Source organism: Asanoa sp. NPDC049573 (genome assembly GCF_040676615.1).
Lineage (GTDB): Bacteria > Actinomycetota > Actinomycetes > Mycobacteriales > Micromonosporaceae > Asanoa.
Genome location: NZ_JBFAPI010000015.1, coordinates 1 through 26783, shown reverse-complemented (window position 1 = coordinate 26783; position 26783 = coordinate 1). Strand labels below are relative to the sequence as shown.

28 protein-coding genes and 1 tRNA gene are annotated in these 26783 nt (G+C 69.4%); 14 read left to right on the top strand and 15 right to left on the bottom strand.

The window, feature by feature from the left end; genetic code table 11:
• Positions 1–23 precede the first annotated feature (23 nt).
• On the bottom strand, positions 24–2981 hold the full coding sequence (locus tag AB0J74_RS28230) for an AAA family ATPase (protein ID WP_363453164.1): 2958 nt from the start codon (positions 2979–2981) through the stop codon (positions 24–26).
• Between AB0J74_RS28230 and AB0J74_RS28225 the strand changes: the two genes are divergently transcribed.
• Entirely contained in the window at positions 2946–3626 is a 681-nt protein-coding gene (locus tag AB0J74_RS28225; protein WP_363453162.1) for a DUF2071 domain-containing protein, read from the top strand. The two genes, AB0J74_RS28230 and AB0J74_RS28225, sit on opposite strands and share 36 nt — an antisense overlap.
• Here AB0J74_RS28225 and AB0J74_RS28220 read toward each other — a convergent pair.
• Genes AB0J74_RS28220 through speB form a run of 3 tightly spaced genes read right to left on the bottom strand, consistent with a single transcriptional unit; the run spans position 3610 to position 6124 of the window.
• Entirely contained in the window at positions 3610–4017 is a 408-nt protein-coding gene (locus tag AB0J74_RS28220) for a VOC family protein (RefSeq protein WP_363453160.1), read from the bottom strand. The two genes, AB0J74_RS28225 and AB0J74_RS28220, sit on opposite strands and share 17 nt — an antisense overlap.
• Positions 4018–4021: 4 nt before the next feature.
• Positions 4022–5062, bottom strand: a complete 1041-nt coding sequence (locus AB0J74_RS28215) for an MBL fold metallo-hydrolase (protein ID WP_363453158.1) — start codon at positions 5060–5062, stop codon at positions 4022–4024.
• A 51-nt stretch (positions 5063–5113) separates the two neighbouring features.
• A complete protein-coding gene (gene speB, locus AB0J74_RS28210; protein WP_363453156.1) occupies positions 5114–6124 on the bottom strand; it encodes an agmatinase in 1011 nt (336 codons plus the stop codon).
• Between the two features lie 258 nt (positions 6125–6382).
• On the opposite strand from speB, the gene AB0J74_RS28205 reads away from it, so the two are divergent.
• On the top strand, positions 6383–6841 hold the full coding sequence (locus tag AB0J74_RS28205; RefSeq protein WP_363453154.1) for a hypothetical protein: 459 nt from the start codon (positions 6383–6385) through the stop codon (positions 6839–6841).
• Between the two features lie 53 nt (positions 6842–6894).
• Positions 6895–7845 carry a hypothetical protein gene (locus tag AB0J74_RS28200; protein WP_363453152.1) on the top strand — a complete coding sequence of 317 codons (951 nt, stop codon included), beginning with the start codon at positions 6895–6897 and terminating at the stop codon, positions 7843–7845.
• Here AB0J74_RS28200 and AB0J74_RS28195 read toward each other — a convergent pair.
• Complete coding sequence (locus tag AB0J74_RS28195) at positions 7842–8648, bottom strand: S-methyl-5'-thioadenosine phosphorylase (RefSeq protein ID WP_363453150.1); 807 nt, start codon at positions 8646–8648, stop codon at positions 7842–7844. The genes AB0J74_RS28200 and AB0J74_RS28195 overlap by 4 nt on opposite strands.
• A gap of 170 nt (positions 8649–8818) precedes the next feature.
• On the opposite strand from AB0J74_RS28195, the gene AB0J74_RS28190 reads away from it, so the two are divergent.
• Both AB0J74_RS28190 and AB0J74_RS28185 read left to right on the top strand, forming a co-directional pair.
• Positions 8819–9409, top strand: a complete 591-nt coding sequence (locus AB0J74_RS28190; RefSeq protein ID WP_363453148.1) for a YqgE/AlgH family protein — start codon at positions 8819–8821, stop codon at positions 9407–9409.
• 76 nt (positions 9410–9485) lie between these two features.
• Positions 9486–9558: transfer RNA gene (locus tag AB0J74_RS28185), tRNA-Ala, on the top strand.
• A gap of 205 nt (positions 9559–9763) precedes the next feature.
• Here the strand turns inward: AB0J74_RS28185 and AB0J74_RS28180 are convergent.
• The 3 genes from AB0J74_RS28180 to AB0J74_RS28170 all read right to left on the bottom strand — a co-directional run bounded on the left by AB0J74_RS28180 (position 9764) and on the right by AB0J74_RS28170 (position 13372).
• The gene (locus AB0J74_RS28180; RefSeq protein ID WP_363453146.1) at positions 9764–10339 is read right to left on the bottom strand and encodes a hypothetical protein; all 576 of its coding nucleotides are present in this window, start codon (positions 10337–10339) and stop codon (positions 9764–9766) included.
• On the bottom strand, positions 10336–11544 hold the full coding sequence (locus AB0J74_RS28175; RefSeq protein WP_363453144.1) for an ImmA/IrrE family metallo-endopeptidase: 1209 nt from the start codon (positions 11542–11544) through the stop codon (positions 10336–10338). The genes AB0J74_RS28180 and AB0J74_RS28175 overlap by 4 nt, the downstream gene beginning before the upstream one ends.
• A gap of 601 nt (positions 11545–12145) precedes the next feature.
• On the bottom strand, positions 12146–13372 hold the full coding sequence (locus AB0J74_RS28170) for a hypothetical protein (RefSeq protein WP_363453142.1): 1227 nt from the start codon (positions 13370–13372) through the stop codon (positions 12146–12148).
• Positions 13373–14098: 726 nt separating this feature from the next.
• On the opposite strand from AB0J74_RS28170, the gene AB0J74_RS28165 reads away from it, so the two are divergent.
• Positions 14099–14311 carry a hypothetical protein gene (locus AB0J74_RS28165; protein WP_363453140.1) on the top strand — a complete coding sequence of 71 codons (213 nt, stop codon included), beginning with the start codon at positions 14099–14101 and terminating at the stop codon, positions 14309–14311.
• A 226-nt stretch (positions 14312–14537) separates the two neighbouring features.
• Here the strand turns inward: AB0J74_RS28165 and AB0J74_RS28160 are convergent, their stop codons facing one another.
• Together AB0J74_RS28160 and AB0J74_RS28155 are read right to left on the bottom strand one after the other, a co-directional pair.
• Positions 14538–15011, bottom strand: coding sequence for a MarR family transcriptional regulator (locus AB0J74_RS28160; RefSeq protein ID WP_363453138.1), 474 nt, complete (start codon positions 15009–15011; stop codon positions 14538–14540).
• The gene (locus tag AB0J74_RS28155; RefSeq protein WP_363453136.1) at positions 15008–15880 is read right to left on the bottom strand and encodes an N-acyl homoserine lactonase family protein; all 873 of its coding nucleotides are present in this window, start codon (positions 15878–15880) and stop codon (positions 15008–15010) included. Before AB0J74_RS28155 ends, AB0J74_RS28160 begins: the two co-directional genes overlap by 4 nt.
• A gap of 184 nt (positions 15881–16064) precedes the next feature.
• On the opposite strand from AB0J74_RS28155, the gene AB0J74_RS28150 reads away from it, so the two are divergent.
• The 3 genes from AB0J74_RS28150 to AB0J74_RS28140 are packed head-to-tail and all read left to right on the top strand — an operon-like array spanning position 16065 to position 17493.
• Positions 16065–16439, top strand: a complete 375-nt coding sequence (locus AB0J74_RS28150; protein ID WP_363453134.1) for a metalloregulator ArsR/SmtB family transcription factor — start codon at positions 16065–16067, stop codon at positions 16437–16439.
• Entirely contained in the window at positions 16436–16942 is a 507-nt protein-coding gene (locus AB0J74_RS28145) for an SRPBCC domain-containing protein (RefSeq protein ID WP_363453132.1), read from the top strand. The genes AB0J74_RS28150 and AB0J74_RS28145 overlap by 4 nt, the downstream gene beginning before the upstream one ends.
• Positions 16930–17493 (top strand): dihydrofolate reductase family protein, encoded by a 564-nt coding sequence (locus AB0J74_RS28140; protein WP_363453130.1) that lies wholly within the window; start codon positions 16930–16932, stop codon positions 17491–17493. The genes AB0J74_RS28145 and AB0J74_RS28140 overlap by 13 nt, the downstream gene beginning before the upstream one ends.
• 22 nt (positions 17494–17515) lie before the next feature.
• Here the strand turns inward: AB0J74_RS28140 and AB0J74_RS28135 are convergent, their stop codons facing one another.
• Positions 17516–17908, bottom strand: a complete 393-nt coding sequence (locus tag AB0J74_RS28135; RefSeq protein ID WP_363453128.1) for a metalloregulator ArsR/SmtB family transcription factor — start codon at positions 17906–17908, stop codon at positions 17516–17518.
• A 53-nt stretch (positions 17909–17961) separates the two neighbouring features.
• Between AB0J74_RS28135 and AB0J74_RS28130 the strand changes: the two genes are divergently transcribed.
• Positions 17962–19923 (top strand): heavy metal translocating P-type ATPase, encoded by a 1962-nt coding sequence (locus tag AB0J74_RS28130; RefSeq protein ID WP_363453126.1) that lies wholly within the window; start codon positions 17962–17964, stop codon positions 19921–19923.
• On the top strand, positions 19920–20486 hold the full coding sequence (locus tag AB0J74_RS28125; protein WP_363453124.1) for a GNAT family N-acetyltransferase: 567 nt from the start codon (positions 19920–19922) through the stop codon (positions 20484–20486). Before AB0J74_RS28130 ends, AB0J74_RS28125 begins: the two co-directional genes overlap by 4 nt.
• Here the strand turns inward: AB0J74_RS28125 and AB0J74_RS28120 are convergent.
• Positions 20472–21053, bottom strand: a complete 582-nt coding sequence (locus AB0J74_RS28120) for a cation transporter (RefSeq protein WP_363453122.1) — start codon at positions 21051–21053, stop codon at positions 20472–20474. The genes AB0J74_RS28125 and AB0J74_RS28120 overlap by 15 nt on opposite strands.
• The gene (locus AB0J74_RS28115) at positions 21050–21874 is read right to left on the bottom strand and encodes an inositol monophosphatase family protein (RefSeq protein WP_363453120.1); all 825 of its coding nucleotides are present in this window, start codon (positions 21872–21874) and stop codon (positions 21050–21052) included. The genes AB0J74_RS28120 and AB0J74_RS28115 overlap by 4 nt, the downstream gene beginning before the upstream one ends.
• Positions 21875–21946: 72 nt before the next feature.
• Between AB0J74_RS28115 and AB0J74_RS28110 the strand changes: the two genes are divergently transcribed.
• The gene (locus tag AB0J74_RS28110; protein ID WP_363453118.1) at positions 21947–22936 is read left to right on the top strand and encodes a metalloregulator ArsR/SmtB family transcription factor; all 990 of its coding nucleotides are present in this window, start codon (positions 21947–21949) and stop codon (positions 22934–22936) included.
• Between the two features lie 20 nt (positions 22937–22956).
• Here the strand turns inward: AB0J74_RS28110 and AB0J74_RS28105 are convergent, their stop codons facing one another.
• Complete coding sequence (locus tag AB0J74_RS28105) at positions 22957–23622, bottom strand: Type 1 glutamine amidotransferase-like domain-containing protein (RefSeq protein WP_363453116.1); 666 nt, start codon at positions 23620–23622, stop codon at positions 22957–22959.
• Between the two features lie 178 nt (positions 23623–23800).
• On the bottom strand, positions 23801–24172 hold the full coding sequence (locus AB0J74_RS28100) for a hypothetical protein (RefSeq protein WP_363453114.1): 372 nt from the start codon (positions 24170–24172) through the stop codon (positions 23801–23803).
• A 319-nt stretch (positions 24173–24491) separates the two neighbouring features.
• On the opposite strand from AB0J74_RS28100, the gene AB0J74_RS28095 reads away from it, so the two are divergent.
• Both AB0J74_RS28095 and AB0J74_RS28090 read left to right on the top strand, forming a co-directional pair.
• Positions 24492–25439: an aminoglycoside phosphotransferase family protein gene (locus AB0J74_RS28095; protein ID WP_363453112.1), complete on the top strand. Its 948-nt coding sequence runs from the start codon at positions 24492–24494 to the stop codon at positions 25437–25439.
• Between the two features lie 115 nt (positions 25440–25554).
• Positions 25555–26583, top strand: coding sequence for an ATP-dependent DNA ligase (locus AB0J74_RS28090; protein ID WP_363453110.1), 1029 nt, complete (start codon positions 25555–25557; stop codon positions 26581–26583).
• The last annotated feature ends 200 nt before the right edge of the window (positions 26584–26783 follow it).

Genomic DNA, 26783 nt, shown 5'->3' with positions numbered 1-26783 from the left:
AGGCTGTCCGATTCCAGGGCGTCTCAAGCGGCGGCCATGCGCGCGTCGAGCGGTGCGTCCCTGAGCTGCCGGCGTGAGCCGATGGCGAGCTTCGCGAAGACCTTCCGCAAATGCCATTCGACCGTACGGGGGCTGATGAACAGTTCCGCGCCGATCTCCTGGTTGGTCTGCCCGTCCCGGGCCAGCGACGCGATCAGCGCCTCCTGAGGCGTGAGATCGAGTGCGGTGTCGGGGGTGCGCTTGCGCACTGTCTCGCCGGTCGCCAGTAGCTCGTTGCGGGCCCGCTCGGCGAAGGCATCCGCACCCATGTGCGAGAGCAGGTCGTGCGCGCGCCGCAACTGGTCGCGGGCGTCCGCGCGGCGGTTGTTGCGGCGCAGCCACTCGCCGTACGCCAGGTGCGCCCGGGCCAGGTGCGCTTGCATCCCGCTCTCCCGGAGCCGGTCGATTGCCGTGTTGTAGAGACCGTCGGCTTCCGGTCCACGGCTCAACAGCGCCCGCGCCCGTGCCTCGGTGCCCATCGCCCAGGGCGTTCCGCTCGCCCGCGTCCGCTCGACGAGCGCAGCCAGCGCCTGCTCACCGACGTCCCAAAGCTCCAGCCGCGCCGCCGCCTCCACCTGCTCGGGCAACACCCACGATCTGGCCACCAACTGGTCTCCGGCACTGGCCCGCTGTGCGGCGGCCAGCGCCTCGGCATAGTTACCCAGCCCGTTGTTGAGCACCGCGGAGGCGTACTCCGTCAGCACCAACGCACTGCCCTCACCGCGCGGGAACGCGTCCTTGATGCCGACTTCGGTGAGTTTCCCGGTGCTAGTCCGATCACCCCGCCATGCCGCCATCATTGTGGGGGTGTAGGGCGGCGGCACAACGTGGATGGCGGCGTTGAGCGCGGCGGCCTCCTCGTCCAGCGCGGTGGCGGTGGCGAAATCCCCAGCTTGGACATAGAAGCTGGCCAGATAGTCCAGCGCCATCGGCAGCAGGCTCAACGTTCCCGTCTCGCGTGCTCCGCGCACATGCCGGCCCAGCAGATCGAGCCACGCCGACGCCTCCCACAGTTCCATCGCGACCAGCGACGACGTCAGGCAGATCAAGGTAACCCCGTCGCGGGCCCGGTTGACGGCGAGCGCCCGCCGCAATGTCGCTACCGCGACCGCGTACCCCTGCGTGAACTGGGTGGACAGGCCGTCGAGAAGAAGTTCGACCAGATCTTGTGAGTCCGGATCGTAAGGCAACGACCGGGCCGCCTCGGCCACGGCGCGCATGCCCTCCTCGGGCTCCAGGCGCCCGGCGCCGGCGAACATCGCCGCCAGCAACGCTTCTAAGTAGGTCTCCCGGGCCATCGGAACGTCAAGCGGGGTCAGTCGCCGCGCCGCTTCGAGTAACATCCGCGGTGCGTCCGAGCCGCGGCTACGGGCGAACACCAACTCCGCGTGCAGCCGTTCCAGCTGCGCCAGTTCCAGCCCTTTCAGGTCGGCCATCTCCGCCGTCGCGAGCAGCTCCTCCGCCTCGTCGGGGGCGCCCGCGACCACCGCCACCGCGGCCGCGGCCAGCGCTCGTTGCCCGCGGCGGGTCAGGTCGGGCGTGAGTTCGGTGGCTCGCCGCAGAAAGATCGCCGCGGCGGCCATACCGCCACGGGCCCGGGCCCGTTCGGCGGACCGCTCCAGTTCCGCGGCCAGTTCCTCGTCCGGCGCCGTCGCGGCGGCCGCCAGGTGCCAAGCACGCCGGTCGGGGTCGGCCCGCCGATCGGTCACGTCGGCCAACGCGCGGTGCGCCTGTTGCTGGTCACGACGGCTTGCGGACCGGTGCACGGCATACCGGACGAGCGGGTGGGCGAAGCGGACCCGGGTACCCAGGCTGATCAACCCGCTGGCTTCCGCCGGCGCGGCGACATCTTCGTCGAGACCCAACCGCGCTGCGGCCCGCCACAGCACGGTCGGATCACCAACGGGTTCGAGCGCGGCCAGCAACAGGAACCGCTGGGTCGGTGCGGGCAGGGCGCACACCCGCCGCTCGTAGCTCTGCTCCACCGGACCGGAGCGGCTGTCCCGCTCCGCAAGCCCGGTCCATCCGCCCAGTTCCGTCGAGGTGAGTTCGGCCGGTAGCTCCAGCAGGGCCAGCGGATTCCCGCGCGCCTCGGCGAGGATCCGGTCCCGCACGCGCTCGTCGCGCAATGCGGGAACGGCCGATGCCAGCAGCGCCCGCGCGTCCCGGTCGCCGAGTCCGGTCAGCACGAGTTCCGGCAGCCCGACCAGCTCGTCGTCGTCGCTGGGCTCGAGCTGGGCGAAGACCAGGGCGACCGGGTCGGCCCTCAACCGTCGTGCCACGAAGGCCAGGGCCTGGGCCGAGGGGATGTCGAGCCATTGGACGTCGTCGACGATGCAGACGAGCGGCTGACTGCTCGCCTGTTCCGAGAGCAGTGTCAGCGCCGCCAGCCCGACCAGGAACCGGTCCGGGGGCGTGCCATCGCCCTCGATGAGCCCGAACGCGACACAGAGCGCATCACGTTGCGGATCGGGAAGGTCGTTCACCCGGTGGAGCATCGACACACACAGTTGGTGCAGACCCGCGTACGGGAGCTGCATCTCGGACTCGACGCCGGTAACCCGAATGATGCTGACGCCATCGGCCTTCTCGCCCAGATAGTCGAGGAGGGTCGTCTTGCCCTCACCGGCCTCCCCGCGCAACACCAACACCGCGTGCTCACCGGCGTTGACGTCAGTCAGAACCTGGTCGAGCACCTCGCACTCGGCGCGTCGACCGACAATGCCATATCGCGGATCCATCCCTTTCGAGAGTAATCCGCATGCATCAGATAAGGACGAAATCCTCCCGCGGCAACGACCGCAACCCACAACGCCGGGCCGGCGCCATCGTCGGCAACGCCCGGTCGACCAACAGCCGCGTACGCTTGCGCGGTGAGCGAATCGCCGGTCGTCGAGCGTGCGGTCATGTTCCAGACCTGGCGTGATCTGACGTTTCTGCACTGGCGCTATCCCGCGCCCGCCGTGCAGGCGTTGCTGCCGCCCGGCTTGACCGTCGAGACCTACGACGGGGATGCCTGGGTCGGGCTGATTCCGTTCGTGATGGCCGGCGTACGCGCGCCGTTCGTGCCCGCGCTCCCCTGGCTCTCGCGCTTTCCCGAGACGAACGTGCGCACCTATGTGCGCGGGCCCGACGGGCGGGCCGGCATCTGGTTCTTCTCGCTCGACGCCGACCGCCTGGCGCCGGTGGTCGTCGCCCGCACCACCTACATGCTCCCCTACCACTGGTCGCGCATGTCGGTGGGAATAGACGGGCCGCTGCACACCTATCGCAGCCGACGGCACGCCGACCGCGACAAGGTGTGTGACGCGACCGTCGAAGTCGGACAACCGATCGACGAGCCGACGCCGCACGACCTGTTCCTCACCGCGCGCTTCCGGCTCTACAGCGTGCGCGGCAAGACCATGGTGGCCGCGGACGCACAGCACGGTCCGTGGCCGCTGCGGCGGGGCACGCTCAAGGAACTGGATCAGAACCTGGTCGAAGCGGCCGGCCTGCCCACGCCGACCGGCGAGCCGCTCGTGCACACCTCGGCCGGCGTACTGGTGCGGGTCAGCGGCTGGCGGCCGGTCACGGCCGGCTCGTGATCTGCTGCACCGCCCACGAGTTGCCGTCGGGATCGTCGAAGTAGACGAAACCGACGTTGTTGAGGTCGTCGTCGTCCCGGCGGGGGCGGGGGCCGGATTCGCCGTACACGCTGATCTCGCTGACCTCGACGCCGCGCGCGACCAGTTGGGCGCGGGCCGCGTCGAGATCGTTGACGACCAACTGCAGGCCTTTGAGCGAACCGGGTGCCATTCCGTTGTCTATGCCGATGACCACCGAGCAGCCCGAGCCGGGCGGCGTCAGTTGCACCATGCGGAAATTGGGGCCGACCGTGTCGTGGTCGACCACGAAGCCGAGCCTGCCGGCGTAGAACTCTTTGGCGCGGTCCACATCGGAGACCGGGACAACGACGACTTCGAGGGTCCAGTTCATCCGGTCAGGCTAGCCGCCAGTGGTCGACCTCGCCGTCCAGCCGCACGACCCCGCCGCGCCGGGCCAGGTGGGCCAGGTGCGCGTAGGTCTCGCCGACCGCGGAACGCCGGATCATGCCCTGCACCTGCGGCCAGGGGCGCGACCAGGTGAGCCGGGCCGCGAGTTCCCAGGTGGTCGCCTCAGGGCTGGCGGCCAGCAGAGAAGTCACCTCGGCCAGCCGGTGAGCGTGGTGTTCGTGCAGCGCGGTCACCCGATCGGGTAGCCCGGCGAAGCGGTATTCGTGGGCCGGCAGCACCTCGGCGACGTCGAGCGCGGCGGTGCGCGTCAACGACTCGAGGAAATCGCCCAGCGGGTCGCTGCTCTGTCCGGGGTGGAGGGTGATGTTGGGGCTGATCCGGGGAAGCACGTGGTCGCCGGCGAGCAGCAACCGCTGTCCCTCGTCGAGGAAGCAGAGATGCCCGGCGGTGTGGCCGGGTGTCCACACGGCACGGACCGAGTCGGGGCCGAGCGGGTGGTCGCCGTCGTCGATCAGCCGGTCGGGCTCGGCGAGGTCGCGCGTGCCCCGGGAGTCGCCGGCCGTCACGACGGTCTCGGTCACGTCGTCCGGGCCGCCGCCGCGGGCGCGTACCCACCTGCTCAGTCCCTCGACCCAGGCCCGCCGGTCGTTGCCGCCACGGCCCTTGACGGCCGCGGCGTCGAGCGGATGCATGCCGACCCAGGCGCCGGACGCCTCGCGTACCGTCCCGGCCAGGCCCAGGTGGTCGGCGTGCCAGTGGGTGATCAGCACCGACCGCACGTCGGTCATCGCGTAGCCGCACGTGGCCAGGCCCTCGACCAGCGCCGTCCAGGCATCGTCGGTGGGCCAGCCGGCGTCGACCAGGGCCACGCCGTCGGGCAGCGCCAGCGCGTAGACCAGCACGTAGCGCAGTGGACTGCCGGCCATCGGCACCGGAATAGACCAGAGGCCCGGTCGCACCTGCTCCACCGGCGGCAGCACCTTGCGCTGCCACGCGGCCCGTTGGGCGGTGCCGGTGACCTCGACCATCCACCGATCAGACCGCGTGCGGCCGCTTAGGACAATCGCCGGTGACCAATTTCATTCGGTACGCCGCCCGTCGAGCAACGGTCGCGCCGGGTCCCAGACGCCGCCGCCGCGGCGGAACGCGATCGCCGACAGCGCCTCCAGCACGACCCGGTTGGCCAGGAACGCGGTCACCTCGGCCTGGTCGTAGGGCGGCGACACCTCGACCACGTCGACGCCGACGACCGGCAGTTCCAGGCAGACCCGGCGGACCGCGTCCAGCAGTTGGCGTGACGTGAGACCGCCGGGCTCGGGCGTGCCGGTGCCCGGCGCCATCCCGGGGTCGACCACGTCGATGTCGACCGACAGGAACACACCGTCGCAGTCGTCGACCGCGGTCGCGAACGCCTCGGTCAGGCAGGCGTCCAGGCCGCGGGCGACAATTTCGCTCATCTCGTACGCCCGCATGCCCTGCGAAGCCATCCAGTCGAGCGTTGCCGGGCCGGGCCAGTAACCGCGCAGCCCGATCTGCAGGAACCGGTCGCCGCGGGCCGCGCCCGACTCGATCAGCCGGCGCATCGGCTGGCCGTGGCCGAGCAGCGAGCCGAACTCGCTGTTGCCGGTGTCGGCGTGCGCGTCGAAGTGGACCACCGAGACGCGGCCGAAGCCCTTCGCGCGCGCGACGCCGGTGACGTCGGGCAGCGTGATCGTGTGGTCGCCGCCCAGCACGACCGGGATCGCGCCGGCGCCGGCGATCGTCGCGACGGCCTCCTCGATCACCCGGACACTGCGCGCGATGTCGCCGGAGAAGCATTCGACGTCGCCGGCGTCGTACACCGTGATGTCCTTGAGCCCGTCGGTGCGCAACGCGAGTGCCGGTCGCGACCCGTCGTGCGGCAGATAGCAGGCCTTGCGCATCGCCGACGGGCCGAACCGGGTGCCGGGCCGGTGCGAGGTGCCGCCGTCGAACGGCGCACCCAGGATGACCACGTCGGCATCGGTCCAGGCCGCGGGCGTTTCCAGATCACACGGAGGTACGCCGAGGAAGGTGATGTCGGGTCCGTACATCGCGCCGTAGCGGGTCATGGTCAGCCACGCTAGCGGGTTGGGCGGTGCGATTGGGGTCGCAAGATCACGGTGGTACGAACGGGTTCCGCCATTGCCCTTTACAGCGCGGTGTGGGCGCCGTCACCATCGGTGCAGAGGTATGACCGCAAGGCGCTTTGCCGCGAAGTGGCAAGGCGGCTGAGGACGGGTCATGGATCGCGACCGCAAGGCGCGTTGCCGCGAAGTGGCAAGGCGGCTGAGGACGGGTCATGGATCGCGACCGGCAGGAGGTGTGCGATGGGCGGCACACAACCGATATTCACCGATGCGGTTCCGTTGCAGGTGGCTCGGCGGCACCGGGCGGCGTTGCTGCGTGACATCCAGATGTTCGAGCAGGCGATCGCGTCGCCGATGGCCGAGCCGGGTTGGCGGGAGCGGGTGAGCACCCGGCTGCACACGTTGCGGGCGGCGTTCGCGGAACACATCGTGGTGACCGAGGGCGACGACGGGCTCTATGCCGAGTTGCTCGAGCACGCGCCGCGGTTGACCCACCGCGTCAAGCGGTTGATTCGCGAGCACGCGGCGATCGCGGTGGCGCTCTCGGCGTTGCAGCGGCGCGCCGATGTGCCCGCCACCCGGTCGGGTGAGATCCGCGCGTGCGGCGGGGAGGTGTTGCGGGCGTTGTCCCGCCACCGGCAACGCGGGGCCGACGTGGTCTACGACGCCTACGAGACCGACATCGGGGGCGAAACCTGACCTGATCGGGTGATCTCCGGGAACCGGTCGGCCCGCGTAGTCGTCTGACCACCATGAGTCTTCCGCGGGCGGGTCGTCTCGCCGCCGTTGTCTGTGCTGTCGTCGTGGCGCTGTCGGCGTGTGCCTCGCCCGGCGGTGCCGGCGACGGCGGCGGGCTCGCGCCGCCCGCCGGCGACCACCAGACGGTCGAGCGCTGGGCGGAAGAGGTCGCCGACGCCTGGGCGCCGAGCGGTGATGCCTGGCGGCAGGGCTACGTGCCGCTGCAGGAGCCGACGAGCATCGACGGCGACCTGACCGACGGGGAGAAGCGGGCGCTCGGCGCCGGCTACTGGCAGGCCAACACCACGCTGTCCACGACCCGCCCGAAGCCCGGCACGGTCTTGTTCCACGACGGGTCGTTGACGATGCCGTTGTTGAGCGCCGCCGAGGCGTACCAGAAAATGGATCTTGGTGATCCACCGCCCTGCACCGGCCCGACCGTGCCGCCGTCGCCCGACCCGAGCGCCGGCCCCGACGGCTCGGTCTCCGCACCGGCCGGCGGCGACTGTCTGGCGATGAGCACGTCCGGGGCGTCGCTGACCACCATGGAGATCCGGACGAGCCGCGGCGTCGCCACCGTGCCGGCGTGGCGGTTCGAGATCTCCGGCGGCCGCGCGGTGATCCGCGACGCGGTCGCCGACCCGGCACCGGTGCCCTCCCCCGCGGCGACGCCGGCCGACCGCAAGCCGCCGGCCGAGATGGTCAGCACCCAGGACATGACCGGCGTGGACGGGCTCACGTTGCGTTACCGGCTCGGCGTCGGCGCCTGCGACCGCGACATCACCCCGATCGTCGTCGAACGCGCCACCGCCGTGGTGGTCACCGGCGCGGTCACCCGGACCGGCGAGACCTGCACCGACCAACTCCTGCTCGAACCGGTGAGCGTCACGCTGACCGAGCCACTCGGCGACCGCCCGGTGCTCGACGGGTTGAACGGCACCGTGTTGCCGGTCGGGGTGATCTAGGGGAGGTCGATCGGGAGTTTCAGGCCGTCGAGGGCGTGGCCGCACGGGCAGTCGCGGTCGAGCGGGATGGTCGCCAGCGCGTCCATCAGCACGCCGCGTAGCCGGGCGGTGTTCTCGCCGAACACTCGGAAGACCTCTTCCTGCGTGACGCCGTGGTCGCCGTCGACACCCGCGTCGTGGTCGGTGACCAGGGCGATCGCGGTGTAGCAGAGGGCGAGTTCGCGGGCCAGGACGGCTTCGGGGTGGCCGGTCATGTTGACCACCGCGCCGCCGATGCTGGTAAACCAGCGGGATTCCGCGCGGGTGGAGAAGCGGGGCCCTTCGATCACGACCATGGTGCCGCTTGCTGGCGTGATGTCGTATTTCCGCGTGGCCGCCTCCAGCGTTTCGCGGCCGACCGGGCAGTAGGGGTCGGCGAACGAGACGTGTACGGCGCCCTGGTCGTAGTAGGTCTGCACGCGGCTGGTGGTGCGATCGATCAGCTGGTCGGGGATCACGAACGTGCCCGGACCGAGTTCGGGGCGCAGGCCACCGACGGCGCAGGGTGCCAGGATCTGGCGTACGCCGAGCGCCCTCAAAGCCCACAGGTTGGCGCGGTAGGGGATGCGGTGCGGCGGAAAACGGTGGTCGCGGCCGTGCCGGGGCAGGAACGCCACGGTCCGGTCTCCGACAGTGGCCACGGTGATCGGGTCGGACGGCTTCCCGTACGGGGTGTCGACGTCGTGCTCGACGGCGTTGTCGAGGAGCGCGTACAAACCCGAACCGCCGATAACCGCAAGCTCCGGACGTGCTGTCACTTTCATCCCTCTCGCCGAGGCTGTCAGCCTTAACCATGGCCGTAGGTCAGGCTAGGGTGCGAGGCATGGCAACGACGGCTCGGACGTGGTGTTGCGCGTGGACGGTCACATTTGGTGTCCTAGTCCCGTGCGGCCGTGGGCCGTCGGCGTCCTCCGGCGGGTTCAGGGGGTAGCGCGTGCACGGCGAAGGGCAGGCGATCGGGGGACGATCGATGGAGTCGATGACCGGTCGGCTCCTGGTGGCCACGCCGGCACTCAAAGACCCCAACTTCGACCGCACGGTGGTCATGCTGGTCGCCCACGAGCCCGGCGGCGCCCTGGGCGTCGTCCTCAACCGGGCGACCGAGGTGCCGGTCTCCGACGTGCTGGGCAGCTGGGGCACCCTGGCCCGCGACCCGGCCGTGCTCTTCGAGGGCGGCCCGGTGCAGCCCGAGTCGGCGATCTGCCTGGCCCGGATGCGCGCCCAGCGGCCGCGGATGCGGGGCTTCCATCCGGTTTCCGGCTCGATCGGCACGCTCGACCTGTCCATCGACCCCGACGCCCTGCGCGAGAAGCTGACCTGCATACGCGTCTTCGCCGGCTACTCGGGCTGGTCGCCGGGCCAACTGGAGGAAGAGATCGCCAGCGGCTCGTGGTTCGTCTTCGACGCCCTGCCGGGTGACGCCTTCGTCGACCGGCCCGACGACCTGTGGCCGATGGTCCTGCGCCGCCAGGGCGGCATCCTGTCGGCGGTCGCCCACTTCCCGGCGGATGTCGCCCTCAACTAGGGCCACCCCTGGAAGATGACCCCGGCGTGGGGCATGTGTAATATTGCGCGAGTGCCCGGGACACCGGGTGCGATTTGGGGCCGTGGCGCAGCTGGTAGCGCACCACACTGGCAGTGTGGGGGTCAGGGGTTCGAGTCCCCTCGGCTCCACAAATCGTTCGGGTCGTTTCTGTCCGCCTCGCGGAGAGAAACGACCCGAACCATTTGTGTCGCTTATTCCTATTCCGGGGGCGACCCCCGGACCCCACGGTGTCGTGGGCGCTCTTCCCGGGACGGGTGAGGTTCAGACCCTGGGCGGAGCCTGCGGCGGGTGGTCGTCGTGCCTTCCTTATCTGCTGCGGCCGCTTCTGTGCAGCTAGGCCCACGATGCCAGCGAACGACCGAGCAGGTCGACCGTGGTGAGTGGGACACGCATCCGGTTCTGGGCACGCAGCACGTCGAGGTAGGTGCCAGCATCGTCGCGGGAAACCATGCCGCGACTCAGTAGCTCCGCTAAGACACCCACGGTGGAGGCCGCCCTGACGCTGCGGCTGCGGGCAACGTCTCGGGCGCCGTGATCGTCGCTGATGAGTCGACCTCCGCCCGCAAGTGACAGCAGGTAGATGCTGACGGCCTCACCAAGGTGATCCAGGCTGTCGTCGTCACTGCCCATGGCGATCGACTCCTGGATCTCGACGACGGCCGCTTGGCCTTGTCGATCGATAACCCGGAATGGCTCACCGAGCCAGGAGGTGGCCCAGTTGCACGCACGCCCGGACTGCGGATGCGGAGGTTTCCGTGTCCGCTGCCTGGTCAGTTCGATACGAACCGCCTCGGCCCATCCGCCACGACCTTTGTAGCGATCGCGGAACATGGTGGCGATCGGTGAGCAGTACGACAGGTTGATGATCGCGCACGTGTCCAACAGCAACGCGTCAGAACTGGGGATCACAGGTCGGCCAAGTCGTCTCGCACCGCCGGTGGCAGAATCTCCGCATCCACCAACTCGATGTAAAGCTCATCGGCATCTTTGTCGAATAGCGAGCTCAGGACGCCGAGGCCCACGCGGCCGTTTCGGTATCCCTGCTGCGCAGAGGCCCACAACCGCGGTGGAATGCGTCGCTCGCAGGATGCGTCGGTCCATGCCTGTGGATTCGTGTCACCACCTACCCGCAGCACACTGGTCACGCTCCGAGCTCTCCACTCGTCCCGCTCGGCAGCGCTCAAAAGCCCTACCCGACGGTCGGCTAATCCGTGGAGCAGCGCGGTGTAGCTGACTTCGAACTCGTGCATGAGTTCAGTCAGCACGCCCTCGTCAATCTTCCGGCCAGCGACGACAGCGCGAAGGCCCTCGGTTGGCATCAGCAAGGCCGCGGCGAACGCGTTGGCGCGCCGTTCCACAGGAGAGGTGGCCGCGAAAACGTCGCTTTCGACGATCACCTCGCGTGGGTCGCCCAGGATGTGGTGGGCGAGTTCATGGGCAGCGGTGAACCGCTGATGGCCACGCGGATATGAGGAGCTCACGAGCACGACAGCGATGTCGGCTCCGTGCGCGCACAACCCGCTGACAGTCTTCCCGATCGGCCAGGTCACCGCGTTCAGTCCGAAGTGGCGCTCGCAGAGCGCCGCCAGATCGGCAACGGGTGCGAACCCTAGCCCGATTTCGGCTCGCACGATCTGTGCCAGCCGGACACCTTCTTCGGGTGACGAGGCGGTGGTCACGGACTCAGCGCGGGCTAGCTCCAGAACCCTCCGGCCTGCCGCTGAAGGTTCCAACGGACGCAGCCCCGTCGCATCCGCCAGTGCCGCCTCAGTCTCGAGAACCTGTCGGACGCGGCGTCGAGCCGGCGCGGTCTCGTCTGTGGTCGGTGCGTTCATAACACGCGCGGCCAGCGCGAGCGGACCCTTCCGGTTCAGCCCGAGTATCTCGGCCAGCGTCACCTCGAGCACATCAGCAACAACTGCGAGCTCACCGACGTCCAACTTGCGACTGCCGTTTTCGATCTTCGACATTTGCGACTTCGACAACCCGAGTGCGACACCCAGCTGAGTGCCAGTCATCCCCCGTGCCGCCCGCAGCTCGGCTATCCGTGCCCCGACTTCCTTCCCCGCCATGAAACCACTCTGCCAGCTGGTTTCCAGAATCGCAACCGTCATCCGTATAAGGTTTCCTCCGACCCCGGGTCGTTTTGGCGAGCAAGACGACCGCCTGTCATGTTCGGCCTCCGGCGCAGAAGGTGGCAGGCCAGCTGCCCGCAGGCGACCGATCGGGCCCTGGACTCACCTCACCAGCCACGACATCCCACCCCTGCCGCTACCCAAGCCCACCGCTCTTCTCGCCCGCCCGGACGCCGACCCGCCCTTCTAGACCGATGCCCGGCGACATCGCGTGACCCGCAGAGGTGGACCCCAAGGTCACCGATATTGATCAAGGAAATCCGCCCTACGCGGGCTCAAGAGTCACGAGCATCTGGGCCCGATGACACGGACCAAGCCACCCCACGCTGTGATTGGCGCTCCCCCACGGAATGCGTAGGGTCGAAACCAAGGCGATCTTCGATTCAAGGCTGTTCTCGCACTGTGCCTAAACCGTGCCAGAACTCGGCTACCCGGCCACGCGAAGCGCTCGGCACACACCCCCAGCCAGGCAGGCGCCATCGACATCGACGCGATCCTTTTCCAGCTCCATGCGCACAGCCTCACGCTGGTGTTGCAGTGACGGAGGACGGAGTTGTCGCCATCTGGATCAACCGATGGGCTAAAGCCCAACTGCCCGGCGGGTGTACGCGAAGCAGTTGGACTCGACCGTCTTCCACTTCGTGCCGAGGATGCCCGGGCTGACCGCTGAGGCCTCCTTGTCGTTGCGCAACAGGGCGTCAGCGAGGGCGAGGAGCTTCTTGCGGCCGTACTTCTCGTCGATGCAACGGCTGGCGTAGTAGCCCAGGCCGTACCTGGCGCTGGTTTGACTGGCGGTGTCGTTCTGGGCCGGGCCGACGGTCGCGAGATTGCCTTTGTAGGACGGGGTGGCGCGCAGGAACGCGCGTACGTCGGTGCCCCGGTAGTCGTCCGCGTCCGAACCCTGGCCTTGCTCGCCGGCGACCTCGGCGATCCCTTCGGCGAGCCACCACGCGGAGCCGTCAGTGTCGCTGCGCGGGGCGTGCGTGATCGTGGCGAGGTGCGCCATCTCGTGCCGAAGCAGACTGTCGGCGTCCTCCCTCGAGAGGTCGGCCAGGTTCAGCACGAGGTCGGTGCCCTCCTCGCGACTGATCAGGGCATAACCCGCGTACCGGTCCTCCCGGATGTTGTTGCTGAACCAGGTTTTCCACTGTTCCTTGGGCGCGAGGTAGACGACGTACCGGAATGGTTTGTTGCCGCCGAGCGCGAACGTGTCAGCCACCTCGGCCGCCCGGTCCGCGATCGGCAGCAGCCCACGAAGGTCGGCGGCGTGCGATTTGGGCGCGGCGACGATGGCCCGCTCACCGACCTGCACGGCCAGGTCGTCGACCTCCCACGGCCGCGGCCCGTACGAGCTGGGGTCGAGATCGACCAACCGCACGCCCTCGGGCGTTTCCTCCCACGAGCTGAGAAGCTGGGGCCCGTCGACACCGCAACCCGTGCCGCCGAGGCAGTAGTCGAAGCGGATCTGCGCGTTCCAGCGGCCCGGTGTGCCGGACGGCTCGGGCCCGAAGCTGACCTGCTGGTGAACCTCGCCGACCCGCATCGCCCGCAGCCCGGCGAACCGCCGCTTCAGCGTCGCCTCGACCTCGGCGTTGCCTTTCGCCGGAGCCAGGAAACCGGCCTCGTCGCCCTCGGTCAACGCCGCGCTCTGGGCGGTCAGCACAACATTGATCTTCTGAGCCAGGGCGGCCGGCGGGTCAGCCGGGCTGGCCGCTGGCGTGACTGCCGATGTCGCCGGATCCCCCGTCGAACACCCGGCCAGGCTCGCGACGAGCAGAACGACAGCGGCCACTCTGAGCTTGATCACGACGCCCGACGGTACGGCCGCCGAGGCGCCCTGAGATCGGCCGAAAAGCCGATCCCGTCCACGGTCAGCAAAGCTCTGCCGCGCGAGTGGTCACGCCGCGGCCGGCGGCGGTCCGTCGTTGGCGTCAATCGCGCGCCGACGGACTGGTGGTGCCACCACGATTGGCCCCTGAGCTGCGCGTACGCAGTTCGGATGCCGCCACATTAGGTCCACAAATGGGTCGGCTGGATTTCTGCTCGCTTCGCGAGGGGAATCCAGCCGACCCATTTGTGTCGCATATTCCTATTCCGGGGGCGACCCAAGGACCCTACGGTGCGGTGGGCGCTGTGCGCGATGCGCGCGAGGTCAGGGCGGTCGCTCGTCGTTTGTGTCCGTGGTCGATCCGGGCCAGAAGCGTCTTCGGCTGGTCCGCGCGCGGCGTCGATCAAGGCGTCCAGGGCGTCGGCGATGGCCTGGTACCGGTCGTGTGCTGGTAGATCATGGCGGCGCGGGATGACGAGTGCCCGATTCTCCCTCAGTTCGACGAGGGTCGCGCCGCTCCGAGCGGCTTCAAGCGTGTCGCAGATCGTGAAGGTGAAGATCCGTGGACGCGGGGATTCCGGGTTGGCGAGCGCCCGCTTCCAGCGGTCGAAGTCGGGCAGGCGAGGGTACGGGCACGGACTGAGCGGGCGGCCCGCAAAGCGGGCACCTCGTGTGACGGCCCGCGCATTTGTCCACATTGGCCTGGTGACGCCGAGTGTTGAACCGCGGTTGATGTACGAGCCCGTACAACTAGCGGCCGACGAGGAGGACATCGTGCACCAAGCTGGCGCCTTCCCCGTTGAGGCCGAGCCGCAGAAGGTGCTGGAAATCTGGCGTTCCGAGGGCGTGCAGGCACCCCTGGCGATCAACGTCGTGCCGGTCTACGAGACCGCGGAGCACTGGCAGGCGGAACTCTAGGCACGTGCCAGATACAGCGGGGAATCACGGAACTCACGGCGTCGGATAGCCGGTAGCAGGCACGACGTGCCTGGTCACGGCGACCTCGGGAACCGCGCTTCGGCGAGTCCGCCTCTGGCAGTGTGGGGGTCAGGGGTTCGAGTCCCTTGGCTCCACAAATGGGTCGGCTGGCGTTCTGCGCTGCCCGCTCACGATCCAGCAGCAGCCGCGTCCGGGCGTCGGGCGGTCACGCTGGCGGACCCTTGCGGTGTTCCCGTCGACGGGCGAGGGCCTGGCCGGCCGGGAAGGCGTTGGCGAACGTTCGCAGTAGCGCGAGGGTCTGCTCGACGGGTTGGCCGGTGATGAGGGTTTCGATGGTGTGGTGCAGGCGTTCCTCGACGGTGGCGACCCGGGCGGCGAGTTCGCCGCCGGCTGGGGTGAGGGTGAGAGTGACGTGGCGTCGGTCGGTCGGGTCTGGTTCGCGGTTGATCAGCCCGGTGCGGACGAGTCGGTCGACGAGTCGGCTGGGGTTGTCGCCCGTCTCGCAGACCAGCAGCTCGCCCAGGCCGCTCATGCTCAGCGGTTGATGATCGGCCAGCACCCGTAGCGCTTCGGCCTGTGACGGCGTCAGGTCCAGCGGTCGGAGGTCGGCGGCGTAGAGGCGGTTGCCCTCGCGTTGGATCGCGAGGATCAGGTATCGGAGTTCCTCGGCCGGGGTCATCGTCGTAGCGAGGCCTTCTGGGCAGCGGCGAGCAGGTTGGCGGCGTTGGGGTCGTGTGCGGCGAGGACGACAAGGTCGGGGTGTCGCTGTCGCAGCGCGTTGACCATGCCGATGGTGTCACGCATCTGCCGGCGGTTGCCGGCGCCGGGGATGTTACCGGCCGCGAGGAGGCGGGCGTCGTAGGTCAGGTCGCCCACCATCAGCAGCGGCGGTCGCCCGGGCCGGCGGATCAGCATGGACAGGGATCCCGGCGTGTGGCCGGGCGTCGGGAGCAGCACGATGGCGCCGTCGCCGAACAGGTCGTGCCCGGAGGTGAAGGGGCCGAGGTCGTTGATCGCTTCGGGCTGGATCTGCTGCCAGCGCAGCCGGGGCAGCATGATGTGCGAGCGCAGGAATCCTCGGGGTTCCGGCGACGGGCGCATCATCTCCTGCCACTCCGCGGGCGAGGTCACGATGGTGGTGTTCCCGCCGGCGAGTTCGGGGAGGCCGCCGATGTGGTCCTGGTGCAGGTGGGACAACACCGCCGTGTGTACGTCGGCGATGTCGTGGCCGAGGCTGTTGAGCCGGGCGCCGAGGGTCTCGTGGGGTTCGATGGCGAACCTCGCCAGGCGGTCATAGACGAGCCCGTTGAATCCCTTGGGAAAGTAGTTGGGGTCGGTAACCGAGGCCCGATCCTGGCCGGTGTCGAACAGGACGAGGCCCTCGCGGTGCTCGATGACGTAGGCGTTGATCGGCCGGGGCGGCGTCCACCGCCGCGAGGTGAACAGCCACCAATACAGGGGCTTCCGCGTCGGGCCGACGTGCTCGGGGTGAATGGCGACGGTGCCGGTGCTGACCACGGATACGCGGTGGATCGGGTCTGAACTCATGACGTGCCCCTTCCGAGCTTCGACGCCGGAATCGATGTCGTGTCATTAAGTTACACGGCATCTAATCCGAGAAGCAAGGCGCATGTCGCCGAGCCCGTTCAGGCCAGGAGCACCTGCGACTCGTTGACAACGTCTTTCGCTTCTCAATACGCTTAACAGGTCGGTTAAGTGAAGGGAGCTTCCGATGGCTGGCGCCGATCAGCTCAGCGCGGTGTTCTCGGCGCTTGCCGACCCGACTCGACGGGCGATCATCGCCGAGTTGGCCGCACGCGACGCCACGGTCACCGAGCTCACCGCTCCGCTGTCCATCTCGATGCCGGCGGTGTCACGGCACCTGAAGGTGCTCGAGCGCGCCGCGCTCATCTCGCGGTCGCGGTCGGGCAAATGGCGCGCGAGCCACCTCGAAGCAGCCCCGCTGCGCGAGGCGGCCGACTGGATCGAGCGCTACCGGCGGTTCTGGGACGCGTCCCTCACCCGCCTCGATGCCCACCTCGCCGCGGTGCAGGCCGCCGGACAGCTAACGGACCGGATCGCCGACGACCCCAGGGATCTGCGATGAACACCGAAACTGCGCAGCTCGTCATTTCCCGCACGTTCGACGCGCCGCGGAAGCTCGTCTACCGAGCCTTCACCGAGCCCGACCACCTGGCGGCGTGGTGGGGCCCGACCGGCAACTCATTGCCGCGCGACGAGATCGAGTTCGACGTGCGCCCGGGCGGCTATCAACGTTGGACGGAGGTCAATGCGGCCGAACCCGGCCTACGCGTGCACGTCCACGTCGACCTCACCGACGTCGCCGACGGCGAACTACTCGAAGGCGTCATGCACGTCAGCGGCCGGCTGCAGGAGGGCATTGAGCCGTTCGAGACGAGACTGCGGATCGAGTTCCACGACGAGGCCGACGGACGGACGCGACTCGAAATCCGTCAGTGGCTCCCCGAACGCCTTGCGCACCACAGCGAGGAGGGCTGGCGCCAAGCATTCACCAAGCTGGACGCCGCGCTGATGAATATCCAGGCTGTTGCAGCAAACCATCGAGAGGTAGACGCATGGCCAAGCTGATTTACGTGACGAACGTGTCGCTTGACGGCTACATCGAAGACGAAGGCGGCGCGTTCGCCTGGTTGCCGATGGACGACGAGGTCTTCGCGTTATGCACCGACCTCCTGCGGCCGGTGGGCACGTTTCTCTACGGGCGGCGGCTGTACGAGTCGATGGCCGTCTGGGAGACCGACGCGGCGCTGGCCGCGCAGTCCGACCTCACGGCCGACTTCGCGAGTACCTGGCAGGCGGCGAGCAAAGTCGTCTACTCCACGACCCTCGCCGAGGTGTCAACCGCCGACACCCGAATCGAACGCCGTTTCGACCCCGCCGCGGTCCACGAACTGAAGACCACAGCCAGCAGCGATCTCACCGTCGGAGGTGCCGACCTCGCGACCCAGGCTTTCAAGGCCGGGCTGGTCGACGAGTGCCGGCTGTTCGTCTGGCCCGTCGTCGTCGGCGGGGGCAAGCCAGGACTGCCGACCGGCATGCGCACCGACCTCGAGCTCCTCGACGAGCGCCGCTTCCGAAACGGCGTCGTGCACCTCCACTACCGCACTCTCGGACAGTGAACGGCGATCGCCCGCGCTTGCATCAACCCTTGATGGCTTGTGCCGGGGGCACGGAAACTCCCGCGCTCAGCGGCTCGGGTCCGCCGCGATCGATGTGGTCGGCGTGGAACAGCGCCTGTCGGAGCAGGCCGCGGACGTGTTCGTCGGCGGCTGAGTAGTAAACGAAGGTGCCTTCCCGGCGGCCCTTGACCAGGCCCGCCAGGCGGAGCTTGGCGAGGTGCTGGCTGACGGCGGTCGGGGCGGCGCCGGCGAGGTCGGCCAGGCAGGCGACCGAGGACTCGCCCTGCAGCAGCGCCCACAGGACCTTGATCCGGGTGGGGTCAGCGAGCAGCCGGAACGTTTCGGCCGCCAGGTGCACCTGCTCCTCGTTCGGCATCTCGAAGTCGGGCAGTTCGTCATGCATGCCGCCGAGCATACCGCTACCTGCTTACTTGCGTACCTGCATGAGTGCGCATATACGATGGCGTCGTGATCGCGACCGTATCCGCACCACCTCAGCCGGCGACGCACCCAGCGCGCGGCGGCCCGCGCCGGACCAGCGTCTGGTCGCTCCCGGAAGTCCGCTGGGCAGCCGCCGCGACCGTGTTGTTCCTGCTCGGACTCGCGAGCGACCTCGGCGGGCTGCCGAGTGTGCTGCCGTGGACGCTGTATCTGGCCTGCTACGTCGCCGGCGGGTGGGAGCCGGGCTGGGCGGGCATCCGGGCGGTGCGGGAACGACGTCTCGACGTCGACCTGCTGATGGTCCTGGCGGCGATCGGCGCCGCCGCGATCGGGCAGGTCCTCGACGGCGCGCTGCTGATCGTCATCTTCGCCACCTCGGGTGCGCTGGAGGCGGTCGCGACCAAACGCACCGCGGACTCCGTCAACAGCCTGCTGGATCTCGCCCCCCAGACCGCGAATCGTCTTACCCGCGATGGCGAGGCTACTGTGGACGCCGCCGACCTCCGGGTCGGCGACCTCATCCTGGTGCGGCCGGGCAACCGGATAGGCGCCGACGGTCAGGTCGTCGACGGCACCAGCGCGGTGGACCAGGCCACCATCACCGGCGAGTCGATGCCCGCCGACAAACGGCCCGGCGACGAAGTCTTCGCCGGGACGCTCAACGGCACGGGCGCGCTGACGGTACGGGTCACCCGACCCCCGACGGACACGGTGATCGCCCGGATCGTCGCGTTGGTCGCCGAGGCCAGCGCCACCAAGGCCCGGGTACAGCTGTTCATCGAGAAGGTCGAACAGCGCTACTCCACCGCGATGGTCGCCGCCACCGTGGCCCTGGTCGCCGTGCCGCTGATCCTGGGCGCGGCCTTCCAACTCACACTACTGCGCGCGATGACCTTCATGATCGTCGCTTCGCCGTGTGCCGTGGTCCTCGCGACGATGCCGCCACTGCTAGCGGCGATCGCCAACGCCGGCCGCCACGGCGTACTCGTCAAATCCGCTGTCGTCCTGGAACGTCTCGCCACCGTCGACCAGGTCGCGTTCGACAAGACCGGCACGCTGACCACCGGCAGCCCGCAGCTCACCGAGGTCCGCGTCCTCGCCACGGCCGGAGTGGACCAGAGCCGCGTCCTCGCGTTGGCGGCCGCCGCGGAAAGCCCGTCCGAGCACCCCCTCGCGCGCGCCATTGTGGACGCTGCCCGGCGGAGCTGGGCCACCCTTCCACCACACGACCGGTTCACCTCGACACCCGGCGTGGGCGTCACGGCCCGGGTCGCTGGACACCACGTCGCCGTGACCCGCCCCAGCGATGACGACCGTGGCGACCCGACGGTGGGCGCAGCGGTCTCCGAACTCGAAACGGCCGGCCGCACCGCCGTCGTCGTCCACCTCGACCACCGTCCCGTGGGCGTCCTCGGCCTGGCCGACCAGATTCGGATCAGGGCCGTCGACGCCGTCGCCCGGATCACCGACCTGACCAGTCAGCCGCCACTGATGCTGACCGGCGACAACCCGACCATCGCGGCCCGACTCGCCGCCGACGTCGGCATCAGCGACATCCGCGCCGGTCTGCTCCCCCACGACAAGGTCACCGCAGTACGGGCACTCCGATCGCGGACCCTCGTCGTCGGAGACGGCGTCAACGACGCGCCCGCCCTCGCTATCGCCCACGTCGGCGTCGCCATGGGCCGCCGCGGCTCGGACCTCGCCCTCGATACCGCCGACGCCGTCATCACCCACGACGACCTGGCCACCCTGCCCACCGTCATCGCCCTGGCCCGACGCGCACGCCGCGTCGTCACCGCGAACCTGGTCATCGCCGCGACCGTCATCGTCGCCCTCGTCGCCTGGGACCTGATCGGAACACTGCCCCTGCCCCTGGGCGTCGCCGGACACGAAGGCTCGACCATCCTCGTCGCCCTCAACGGTCTACGCCTGCTCCGCAAAGCCGCCTGGCGCCAAGCCTCCAACCACACACCGGAGAACCCGTGACCAACCGCTTCCCGCCCGCCGTGCGCCTCTCCGGACTCGGTATCACCCTTCGCGAATGGACCGACGCCGACCTCGCGACAATGCCGCACCTCTTCGACGACGCCGAGGTCGACCGGTGGACACCATTGCCCTCCCCATTCGACGAGGCCGCCGCACACGAATACCTCGTCCAGGCCCGCATCCGGCGCGCCGAAGGACACAGCCTCCAACTCGCCATCACCAACGACGGCCACGCCACACTCGGCGAGATCCTGCTCTTCCCGACCGGCCCTCAAGGACGCGACCCAAACGGGACGACCGCTGAACTCGCGTACGCCGTCGGCCCCCAACACCGTCGACAGGGACTGACCAGCCGGGCAGTACGCCTGATCACCGATTACGCCTACCAACAGCTCGCCATGGACCACGTCATACTCCGCATCGACCCGAACAACGCCGCGAGCACGGCAGTCGCCCGCTCGACCGGCTTCGAACCCACCGGAGCAGACCCACTCACCAGCGACACCGAACACCCACTGTGGACCTGGACGTTCGCGGCATCGAGCCCCTCACCGGGGTTTTGACACATTGATCCAGGCCTCTCGTGTGGCGTAGTAGACCAGCACATAGCCGCAGAGTGGATCGGCCCACCACCAGCCGGCGACGGCGTTCGCGGCGAGCCCGGCCAACACCGCGGTGGCCAGGATGGCGTCTACCGCGGTTACCCGGCCTTCGGCGCGCAGCACGGGGTTGTCCAGCGCGACCCCGGTCCGCCGCTTTCCGGACGCCAGGGCGAACATCACCGCTGCCGTAGCGGCCGTCCAGGTGATGCCGATCCTGCTGTGTCGGGGGTGGTAGCCGGCAACCAGAACGACGGTGGACTGGATGGCCAGGTAAACGGCGAGTGCGGCGAAGGCGACGCCGATCAGCCGCAGGGCGGTGCGTTGTCGTTGCTCGCCGACACCGGACAACTCCCAGAGCACCACTGCCGACGCGCCGATCTCGATGAGCGAATCGAGGCCGAACGCCGCCAGGGCCACCGATCGGGCGGTGTAGGCGGCAGCGGCGAGGACGGCGACGCCGGCCACGTTCCAGCCGAGCGTCGCCCACTCCAGCGCGCGTCCGCGCATCAGCAGGTGGTCGACGGTCATGTCGTTGGCCCGGACGCGTGCGGCAGGCCGGCGACGAGAGCGAGCGCCTCGCGATGAACGGCGGGATTGGCGGCCAGCATCGTGCCCGCGCCGCTGGGGACCGGATGGCCGAGCAGGTCGGTCACCACCCCTCCCGCCTCCGCCACCAGGACCGGCAGCGGCGCGAGGTCGTCGTATGCCTGGGCAGTGCCCACCGCGATGTCGACGCGCCCGGTGACCAGGTGCAGCACGTGGTGATGGACCGCGCCGGCCAAGGTGACCCGGCCGTGCAGGGCGCCGAGCAGCTCATGGGTCCAGGTGTGCTGGTTGGACGTCAACGTCAACGCACCGTCGAGCGTGGGCCGGTCGCTCACCCAGGTGCGCCGTGCCTGAGCGACCGGCGTGTCCCTGCCGGACAGCAGCCAACATCCCAGTCCTCGCCCCGCGAACACGATCTCCCGTTGGACCGGCATGCCGATGATGCCGAGCGCGCAGCCGAATTCGTCCTCGTACGCGAGCAGCTGGGCGAACAGCGGCATCCGGCGGCTGAAGTACGCCGTGCCGGAGATCGGATCGATCACCCACCGCCGGCCGGAGCGGCCCGGCGACTCGCCGGTCTCCTCGCCGAGCACACCGTCGTCCGGTGTGCGGCGAGCCACCTCGCCGCGGATGAGCTCCTCTACGGCGAGGTCGGCCTCCGTCACCTCCGATCCGTCGTCCTTGCGCCGACGCGTGGCGCCACGGAAGAACCAGTCGGCGGCCAGGCTTCCAGCGGCGGCCACGACGGAAACAGCGAAGTCCAGCAGGTCGCGGTCGACCGGCGGGGGTGACGTTGTGGTCATGTGGCAGACCCAACCAGCACCTGCCCATAGCACCCCAGGATTAAGCTCTCGCCGAACGGTCGGGAGGTTCCGTTGGCAACTCAGGTGCGTTTCAACGTCGAGGATGCCGCAGCCATCCGGTTCGGTATCTCGCCGTTGTGGGAAACGCTGCGCAGTCTCTACGCCCTCGGCGATCCCGGGCGGTACGCCATCCATCTGCCGTGGATCCGTCGCGCGCGGCAGCTCGCTCGCGAGCGTTCCCTGCTGGGCCACGTCGACGTGCTCAAGACTTTCGCCCGACCGGGCGTCTGGATGCCCGACTTCCTGACTCCGCCACCGGCCGGACCGCTGGTCGAACTCGAGGACGAGCTGGAGATCGTGCTGAGGACGCCGACGCCGGAGGTCGTCGCGGATCTCGCCGCCACCGCGGCCGGTCGCACAACGGCGGTGACACGCGCCGCTCTCCACGAACCGCAGGCCGTGCTGGAGGCTCTCGTCGAGGCCGCGCGCGCCTGGCACGACGCCGCCATCAAGCCCCAGTGGCCACGCATCAGGGCGCTGCTGGAGGCCGACATCGCTTTCCGCTCACGGCAGCTCGTGGAGGGTGGCGCCAGGCAGTTGTTCGACACCCTGCACCCCACCGTGCGTTGGGCCGACGACCGCCTCGTGTGTGACGATCCCTGGAACCTCGACCTGGATCTGCGCGGACGCGGGCTACCCCTGATCCCCAGCGCGTTCGTCGACCGCCGTGTCCTATGGAACGTGCGCGCCGACCCTGCCCCGGTGGCGGTCTACCCCGCGCGGGCGGCGGCGACCCTGTGGGATCGGCCAAGGCCGACGTCGGGCGGACTCGCCGCCGTCCTCGGCGCCACCCGCGCGCACCTGCTCGAACTGCTGCGGGGTCCGGCGACCACGACCGAACTCGCCCGGCGTCTCGCGCTGTCACCGGCCGCGGTGTCCCAACATCTGCGCGCGCTACACAACGCCGGTCTACTCACCCGCAGCCCCAACGGACGCGTCGTGTTGTACGCGGCCACGGAGCCCGCGCTCGCGCTGCTAAGGATCCAGGAGCATGCGGGGTGATCGCGCGGACCGGGCGACAATCACCCGAACTTCGTCCATTCCCCTTCGGAGACCACCTCGACGGAGCCGTCGACAACTTTGATGGCCGTCTGCTCGTCGATGGCGTAGGCCGGGACGCCGATGTTGGCCGCCCACCGCTCCGCGTCGGCCGGGGTGTTGGTGGGGAAAGCGTTCAGGTGCGGGAAGATCGAGAAGTCGACGACTCCTAGGGTGCGGTCGTCCGGCGCCGACGGCCACTCCACGAAGTAGTCTCCGATCCGGGGCGTCATCACCATGCTTCCGGCGCTTACTCCCACCCAGACCGTGTCGGGCAACGAAGACAGCAGGTCGGCCAACCCGGACTCGCGCATCCAGTGGCACAGGTAGGTCGCGTCGCCGCCGTCGACCAGCAGCACGTCGGCTTCGCGGACCCAGGGGACCCACCGTTCCGCGCCGACGGTGGGCAGTGCGGTGAGCTCGAGGACACCGAGGGACGCCCAGCCCAGGCCGGACAGGTATCGCCAGTCGAGCTCAGGCTCGGCGGCGATGAAGCTGCGTACCGAAGCCGGACCGCACATCGGGTGACCCCACTGTGCCGTCGGGATGCAGAGGGCGTGGCAGTCGGCGATCGGCCTGCCGAGAAGCTCCACGAGAGCCGAGTGGATGCTCGGGTTCGTGACGCCGCCTGAGGTGAGCAAGAGCTTCACGGCACTGATTGTAGTTCGGCCGGGCGCGTCGGCGAGGTGGGTGCCAAGCTGCCGTACGAGGTCGAGGTCCTTGTTCGCATTCATCCGGCCGCGCAGCAGCCCTTCGGGCGTCGCGCGCATCTCCCGCGGGTTGGCCGCCGCGTGGAGCGCGGCTCCGCCGAGGCGGGCCGGGCGGTCGCTAGCTCGCGGCGCCACCCGGTGCGGGCGAGGCGCCGGTGGTGATGGCGTCGCCGTTCGGGTTGACCAGCCACCAGAGCGCGCCGAAGGCATTGACGCCCTGGCCGTTGATCTGGTTCGGTCCCGTATCGGCGCTGAAGAAGTACAACGGATGGCTGTTGTACGTCGCCTGTTTGGAGCCGTCCTGCCGATTCGACGCCTTGAGCTTGGCCGCGTCGACGCCGCTGCCGGCCGTCACCGCGCCCTGCGTGGTCAGCGGCGGCCATTGTGCCGCACACGCGTCGTTGCAGGTCGAGGTGCCGGACGTGTCGGCGACGAACAGGTACAACGAACGGCCGGTCTGGTCGGCCAGATGGCCGTCGGTGACCTGCACGAGGACGGTCGCCGGCGGGGCGGCCCGCGACGCGTTCGTGGTCGCGCTGGTCGCGGCCGTCAGCCCCGTGACCACAAGCGCACCGCCGGCCACGGCGACTCCGACTTTCGCCCAGATGCCGGACATCCCAGACACCACGCTGTTCCTCCCCCGTGAACAGTTCCCCGACCGACGCTACGCCCGCGGGTGTGCCAGGTCCGGCGAAGCCACGTATTGACGATTCAGGAGTCCACTCTGGACACGGCCACCCCGGCACGATGCTCGTTGCGGTCGACCGAATTCCGGTGCGCCGTCGAACGGCGAGCCCTAGTTTCGTATCGTGAGCACGCACGACGACATGCCCGCCGGCCTCTCGCATCTCGGTGCGCCGACCGGTCCGATGATCCGGGTCCACGGCGGGTTCGCCAACCGGACATACCGCCTCGACACCGATCAGGGTTCGTTCGCGGTGAAGGAATTGAACGCCGCCGACCGCGGCTGGACCTACCACGTCGAAGACGTGTTCAGGTTCGAGCGGGCGGCCTTCGCCGCCGGCGTTCCGATGCCAGAGCCGATCTCGGCCAGCCACCACACCCTCGTCCACCGGTGGGTGGAGGGAGAGAAGGTGCCCGAAGCGCCGGTGTCGGCGGCGTACGCGTTCGAGATCGGTGAGATTCTCGCGCGCATCCACGCGCTCGACGTCGAGTGGACCCACGCGTCGATCGACGACCCGACGGCGCGGGACTGGCCCGAACTCGCCGCGCGGGCGGCGGCGACCGGGCAGCCGTGGGCCGACGAGCTCGCCTCCCAGGTCGAGACGTTCCTCGCGATCGCCCGCTTCGTCGACACCTGCGAACGGCCGGGTCCCGTGGTGTTGACCCACCGGGACATCAAGCCGTGGAACCTGCTCGCTCGAAACGGTCGGGCGGTGGTGCTCGACTGGGAGCTCTCCGGGATGCTCGACCTGTCCGGTGAGCTCGGGTCGACCGCGCTGAGCCTCGCGAAGGGGCCCGGCTTCGACGACATCCAACCCGCCATCTTCCGCTCGGTCCTTGACGGCTATGTCGCAGGCGGCGGAGCGCTGCCGCCGTCAGGGCCCAGTTGGTTCGTTTTCATAATCGGCGGCTGGCTGGAGTTCACGAGATGGAACATCCTGCGCTGCCTTGCCGGTGTCGAGGCGAGCACCGGCCCCGACCTCGCGCTGTCGCACGAGTCCGTGCGCAACGGGGTGCGCGGCCTCCCTGACATGTTCGGCCGCCTTCCGGAACTCGAGGCGCTGCTCGTGTGACAAGCCTGCGGCCCGCGCGGTCTCAGGAGCCACTCGGGTCTCACGCCACTCGGCTAGCGTATTCGTCCTGCTGAATCTGGCTGCGACCCGACGTCAGCCAGCCAACGATCAAGGGGTGACGCAGCCGGGTCGCGACCGGGCGGGTCTGCGATATCCCGTCGCGCCGATGCTCGCCACGTCGGTGCGCGAACTTCCGGTCGGACCTGACTGGGCGTACGAGCCGAAGTGGGACGGGTGGCGGCAGGTGGCCTGGATCCGGGCGAACCGGGTTCAGCTCCAGACCCGAAACGGTCATCCGCTCGGGCTTCAGTTCCCTGACATCACCCGCGCGCTGCGGCCATTGCCGCCCGGGCTCGTACTCGACGGGGAACTGATCGTCTGGGACGAGGCCCGCGAACGGTCCAGCTTCTCGCTGCTGCAACGCCGCGCGGCGGCCGGCAGGCAGGCACTTCGCCTCGCGCGCCAGTTTCCCGCACACTTCGTCGTCTTCGATGTGCTGGCCACCGCCGACGAGTCGTTGCTGCCGGCGCCGCTTGCCGAACGCCGGCGGCTGCTCGAGGACCTGCTTGCCAATATCCCGACCCAACTCGTGCTGTGCCCGCACAGCACGAGCCCCGCAGTCGCGCGCGAGTGGATCGACAGCTGGGTCGCCACCGGCATCGAAGGTGTGGTGGCGAAACGGCGGGACCAGCGGTATCAGGCTGGTCGCGCCGGGTGGCGCAAGCTGCGGGTCCGGACCACCGCCGAGGCCATCGTCGGCGGAGTCACCGGCTGGGTGGGCGCACCGCAGACCGTGTTGATCGGCCGGTTCGACTCGCGTGGCAGCCTGCGCTACAGCGGCAGATCGACACCGCTGACCGCCGAGCAACGCGACGAGCTCGCCCCGCTGCTGGCCCGGCCGGCCGCACAGCGCCGCGGCGTGCCGCTGCGACATCCGTGGCCACAACCCTTGCCGGCGTCGTGGTCCGGGTCCTGGCAACGACCCGAGCCCCTGCGGTATGTCCAGGTCGAACCGAACGTCGTCGCCGAAGTGCTGGTGGACACCGCCGTCGAGGGTGGCCGCTATCGCCATCCCGTCCAACACGTTCGGGTTCGCCGGGACATGTCCGTCTACGACGTTCCGATCCTCGGGGTTGACGAGTGACGGAGACGCCGCGCCGTGCGCGGGCACGGAGTTGCGCCCTTTAGCCGGCGGCCACCCCGAACGAGTACCAGTTGCTGTCGCTGGTCGTGGGGGGGGGGGCGGGGGGGGGCCGGCACCTCCAGCAGGGGGCGCGGGCCCCGGCGGGGCGGGGGGCGGCACGCCGGCCCGGGGGGGCACTCGTGAGGAAAAGTGAGAAAGAA

Excerpts from the sequence above, each read along its gene's own strand:
- AB0J74_RS28225 (WP_363453162.1), top strand. The coding sequence starts at position 2,946 with ATGTTCCAGACCTGGCGTGATCTGACGTTTCTGCACTGGCGCTATCCC.
- AB0J74_RS28220 (WP_363453160.1), bottom strand. The coding sequence starts at position 4,017 with ATGAACTGGACCCTCGAAGTCGTCGTTGTCCCGGTCTCCGATGTGGAC.
- AB0J74_RS28215 (WP_363453158.1), bottom strand. The coding sequence starts at position 5,062 with ATGGTCGAGGTCACCGGCACCGCCCAACGGGCCGCGTGGCAGCGCAAG.
- speB (WP_363453156.1), bottom strand. The coding sequence starts at position 6,124 with ATGACCCGCTACGGCGCGATGTACGGACCCGACATCACCTTCCTCGGC.
- AB0J74_RS28205 (WP_363453154.1), top strand. The coding sequence starts at position 6,383 with ATGGGCGGCACACAACCGATATTCACCGATGCGGTTCCGTTGCAGGTG.
- AB0J74_RS28200 (WP_363453152.1), top strand. The coding sequence starts at position 6,895 with ATGAGTCTTCCGCGGGCGGGTCGTCTCGCCGCCGTTGTCTGTGCTGTC.
- AB0J74_RS28195 (WP_363453150.1), bottom strand. The coding sequence starts at position 8,648 with ATGAAAGTGACAGCACGTCCGGAGCTTGCGGTTATCGGCGGTTCGGGT.
- AB0J74_RS28175 (WP_363453144.1), bottom strand. The coding sequence starts at position 11,544 with ATGACGGTTGCGATTCTGGAAACCAGCTGGCAGAGTGGTTTCATGGCG.
- AB0J74_RS28160 (WP_363453138.1), bottom strand. The coding sequence starts at position 15,011 with ATGACCCCGGCCGAGGAACTCCGATACCTGATCCTCGCGATCCAACGC.
- AB0J74_RS28155 (WP_363453136.1), bottom strand. The coding sequence starts at position 15,880 with ATGAGTTCAGACCCGATCCACCGCGTATCCGTGGTCAGCACCGGCACC.
- AB0J74_RS28150 (WP_363453134.1), top strand. The coding sequence starts at position 16,065 with ATGGCTGGCGCCGATCAGCTCAGCGCGGTGTTCTCGGCGCTTGCCGAC.
- AB0J74_RS28145 (WP_363453132.1), top strand. The coding sequence starts at position 16,436 with ATGAACACCGAAACTGCGCAGCTCGTCATTTCCCGCACGTTCGACGCG.
- AB0J74_RS28140 (WP_363453130.1), top strand. The coding sequence starts at position 16,930 with ATGGCCAAGCTGATTTACGTGACGAACGTGTCGCTTGACGGCTACATC.
- AB0J74_RS28135 (WP_363453128.1), bottom strand. The coding sequence starts at position 17,908 with ATGCTCGGCGGCATGCATGACGAACTGCCCGACTTCGAGATGCCGAAC.
- AB0J74_RS28120 (WP_363453122.1), bottom strand. The coding sequence starts at position 21,053 with ATGACCGTCGACCACCTGCTGATGCGCGGACGCGCGCTGGAGTGGGCG.
- AB0J74_RS28115 (WP_363453120.1), bottom strand. The coding sequence starts at position 21,874 with ATGACCACAACGTCACCCCCGCCGGTCGACCGCGACCTGCTGGACTTC.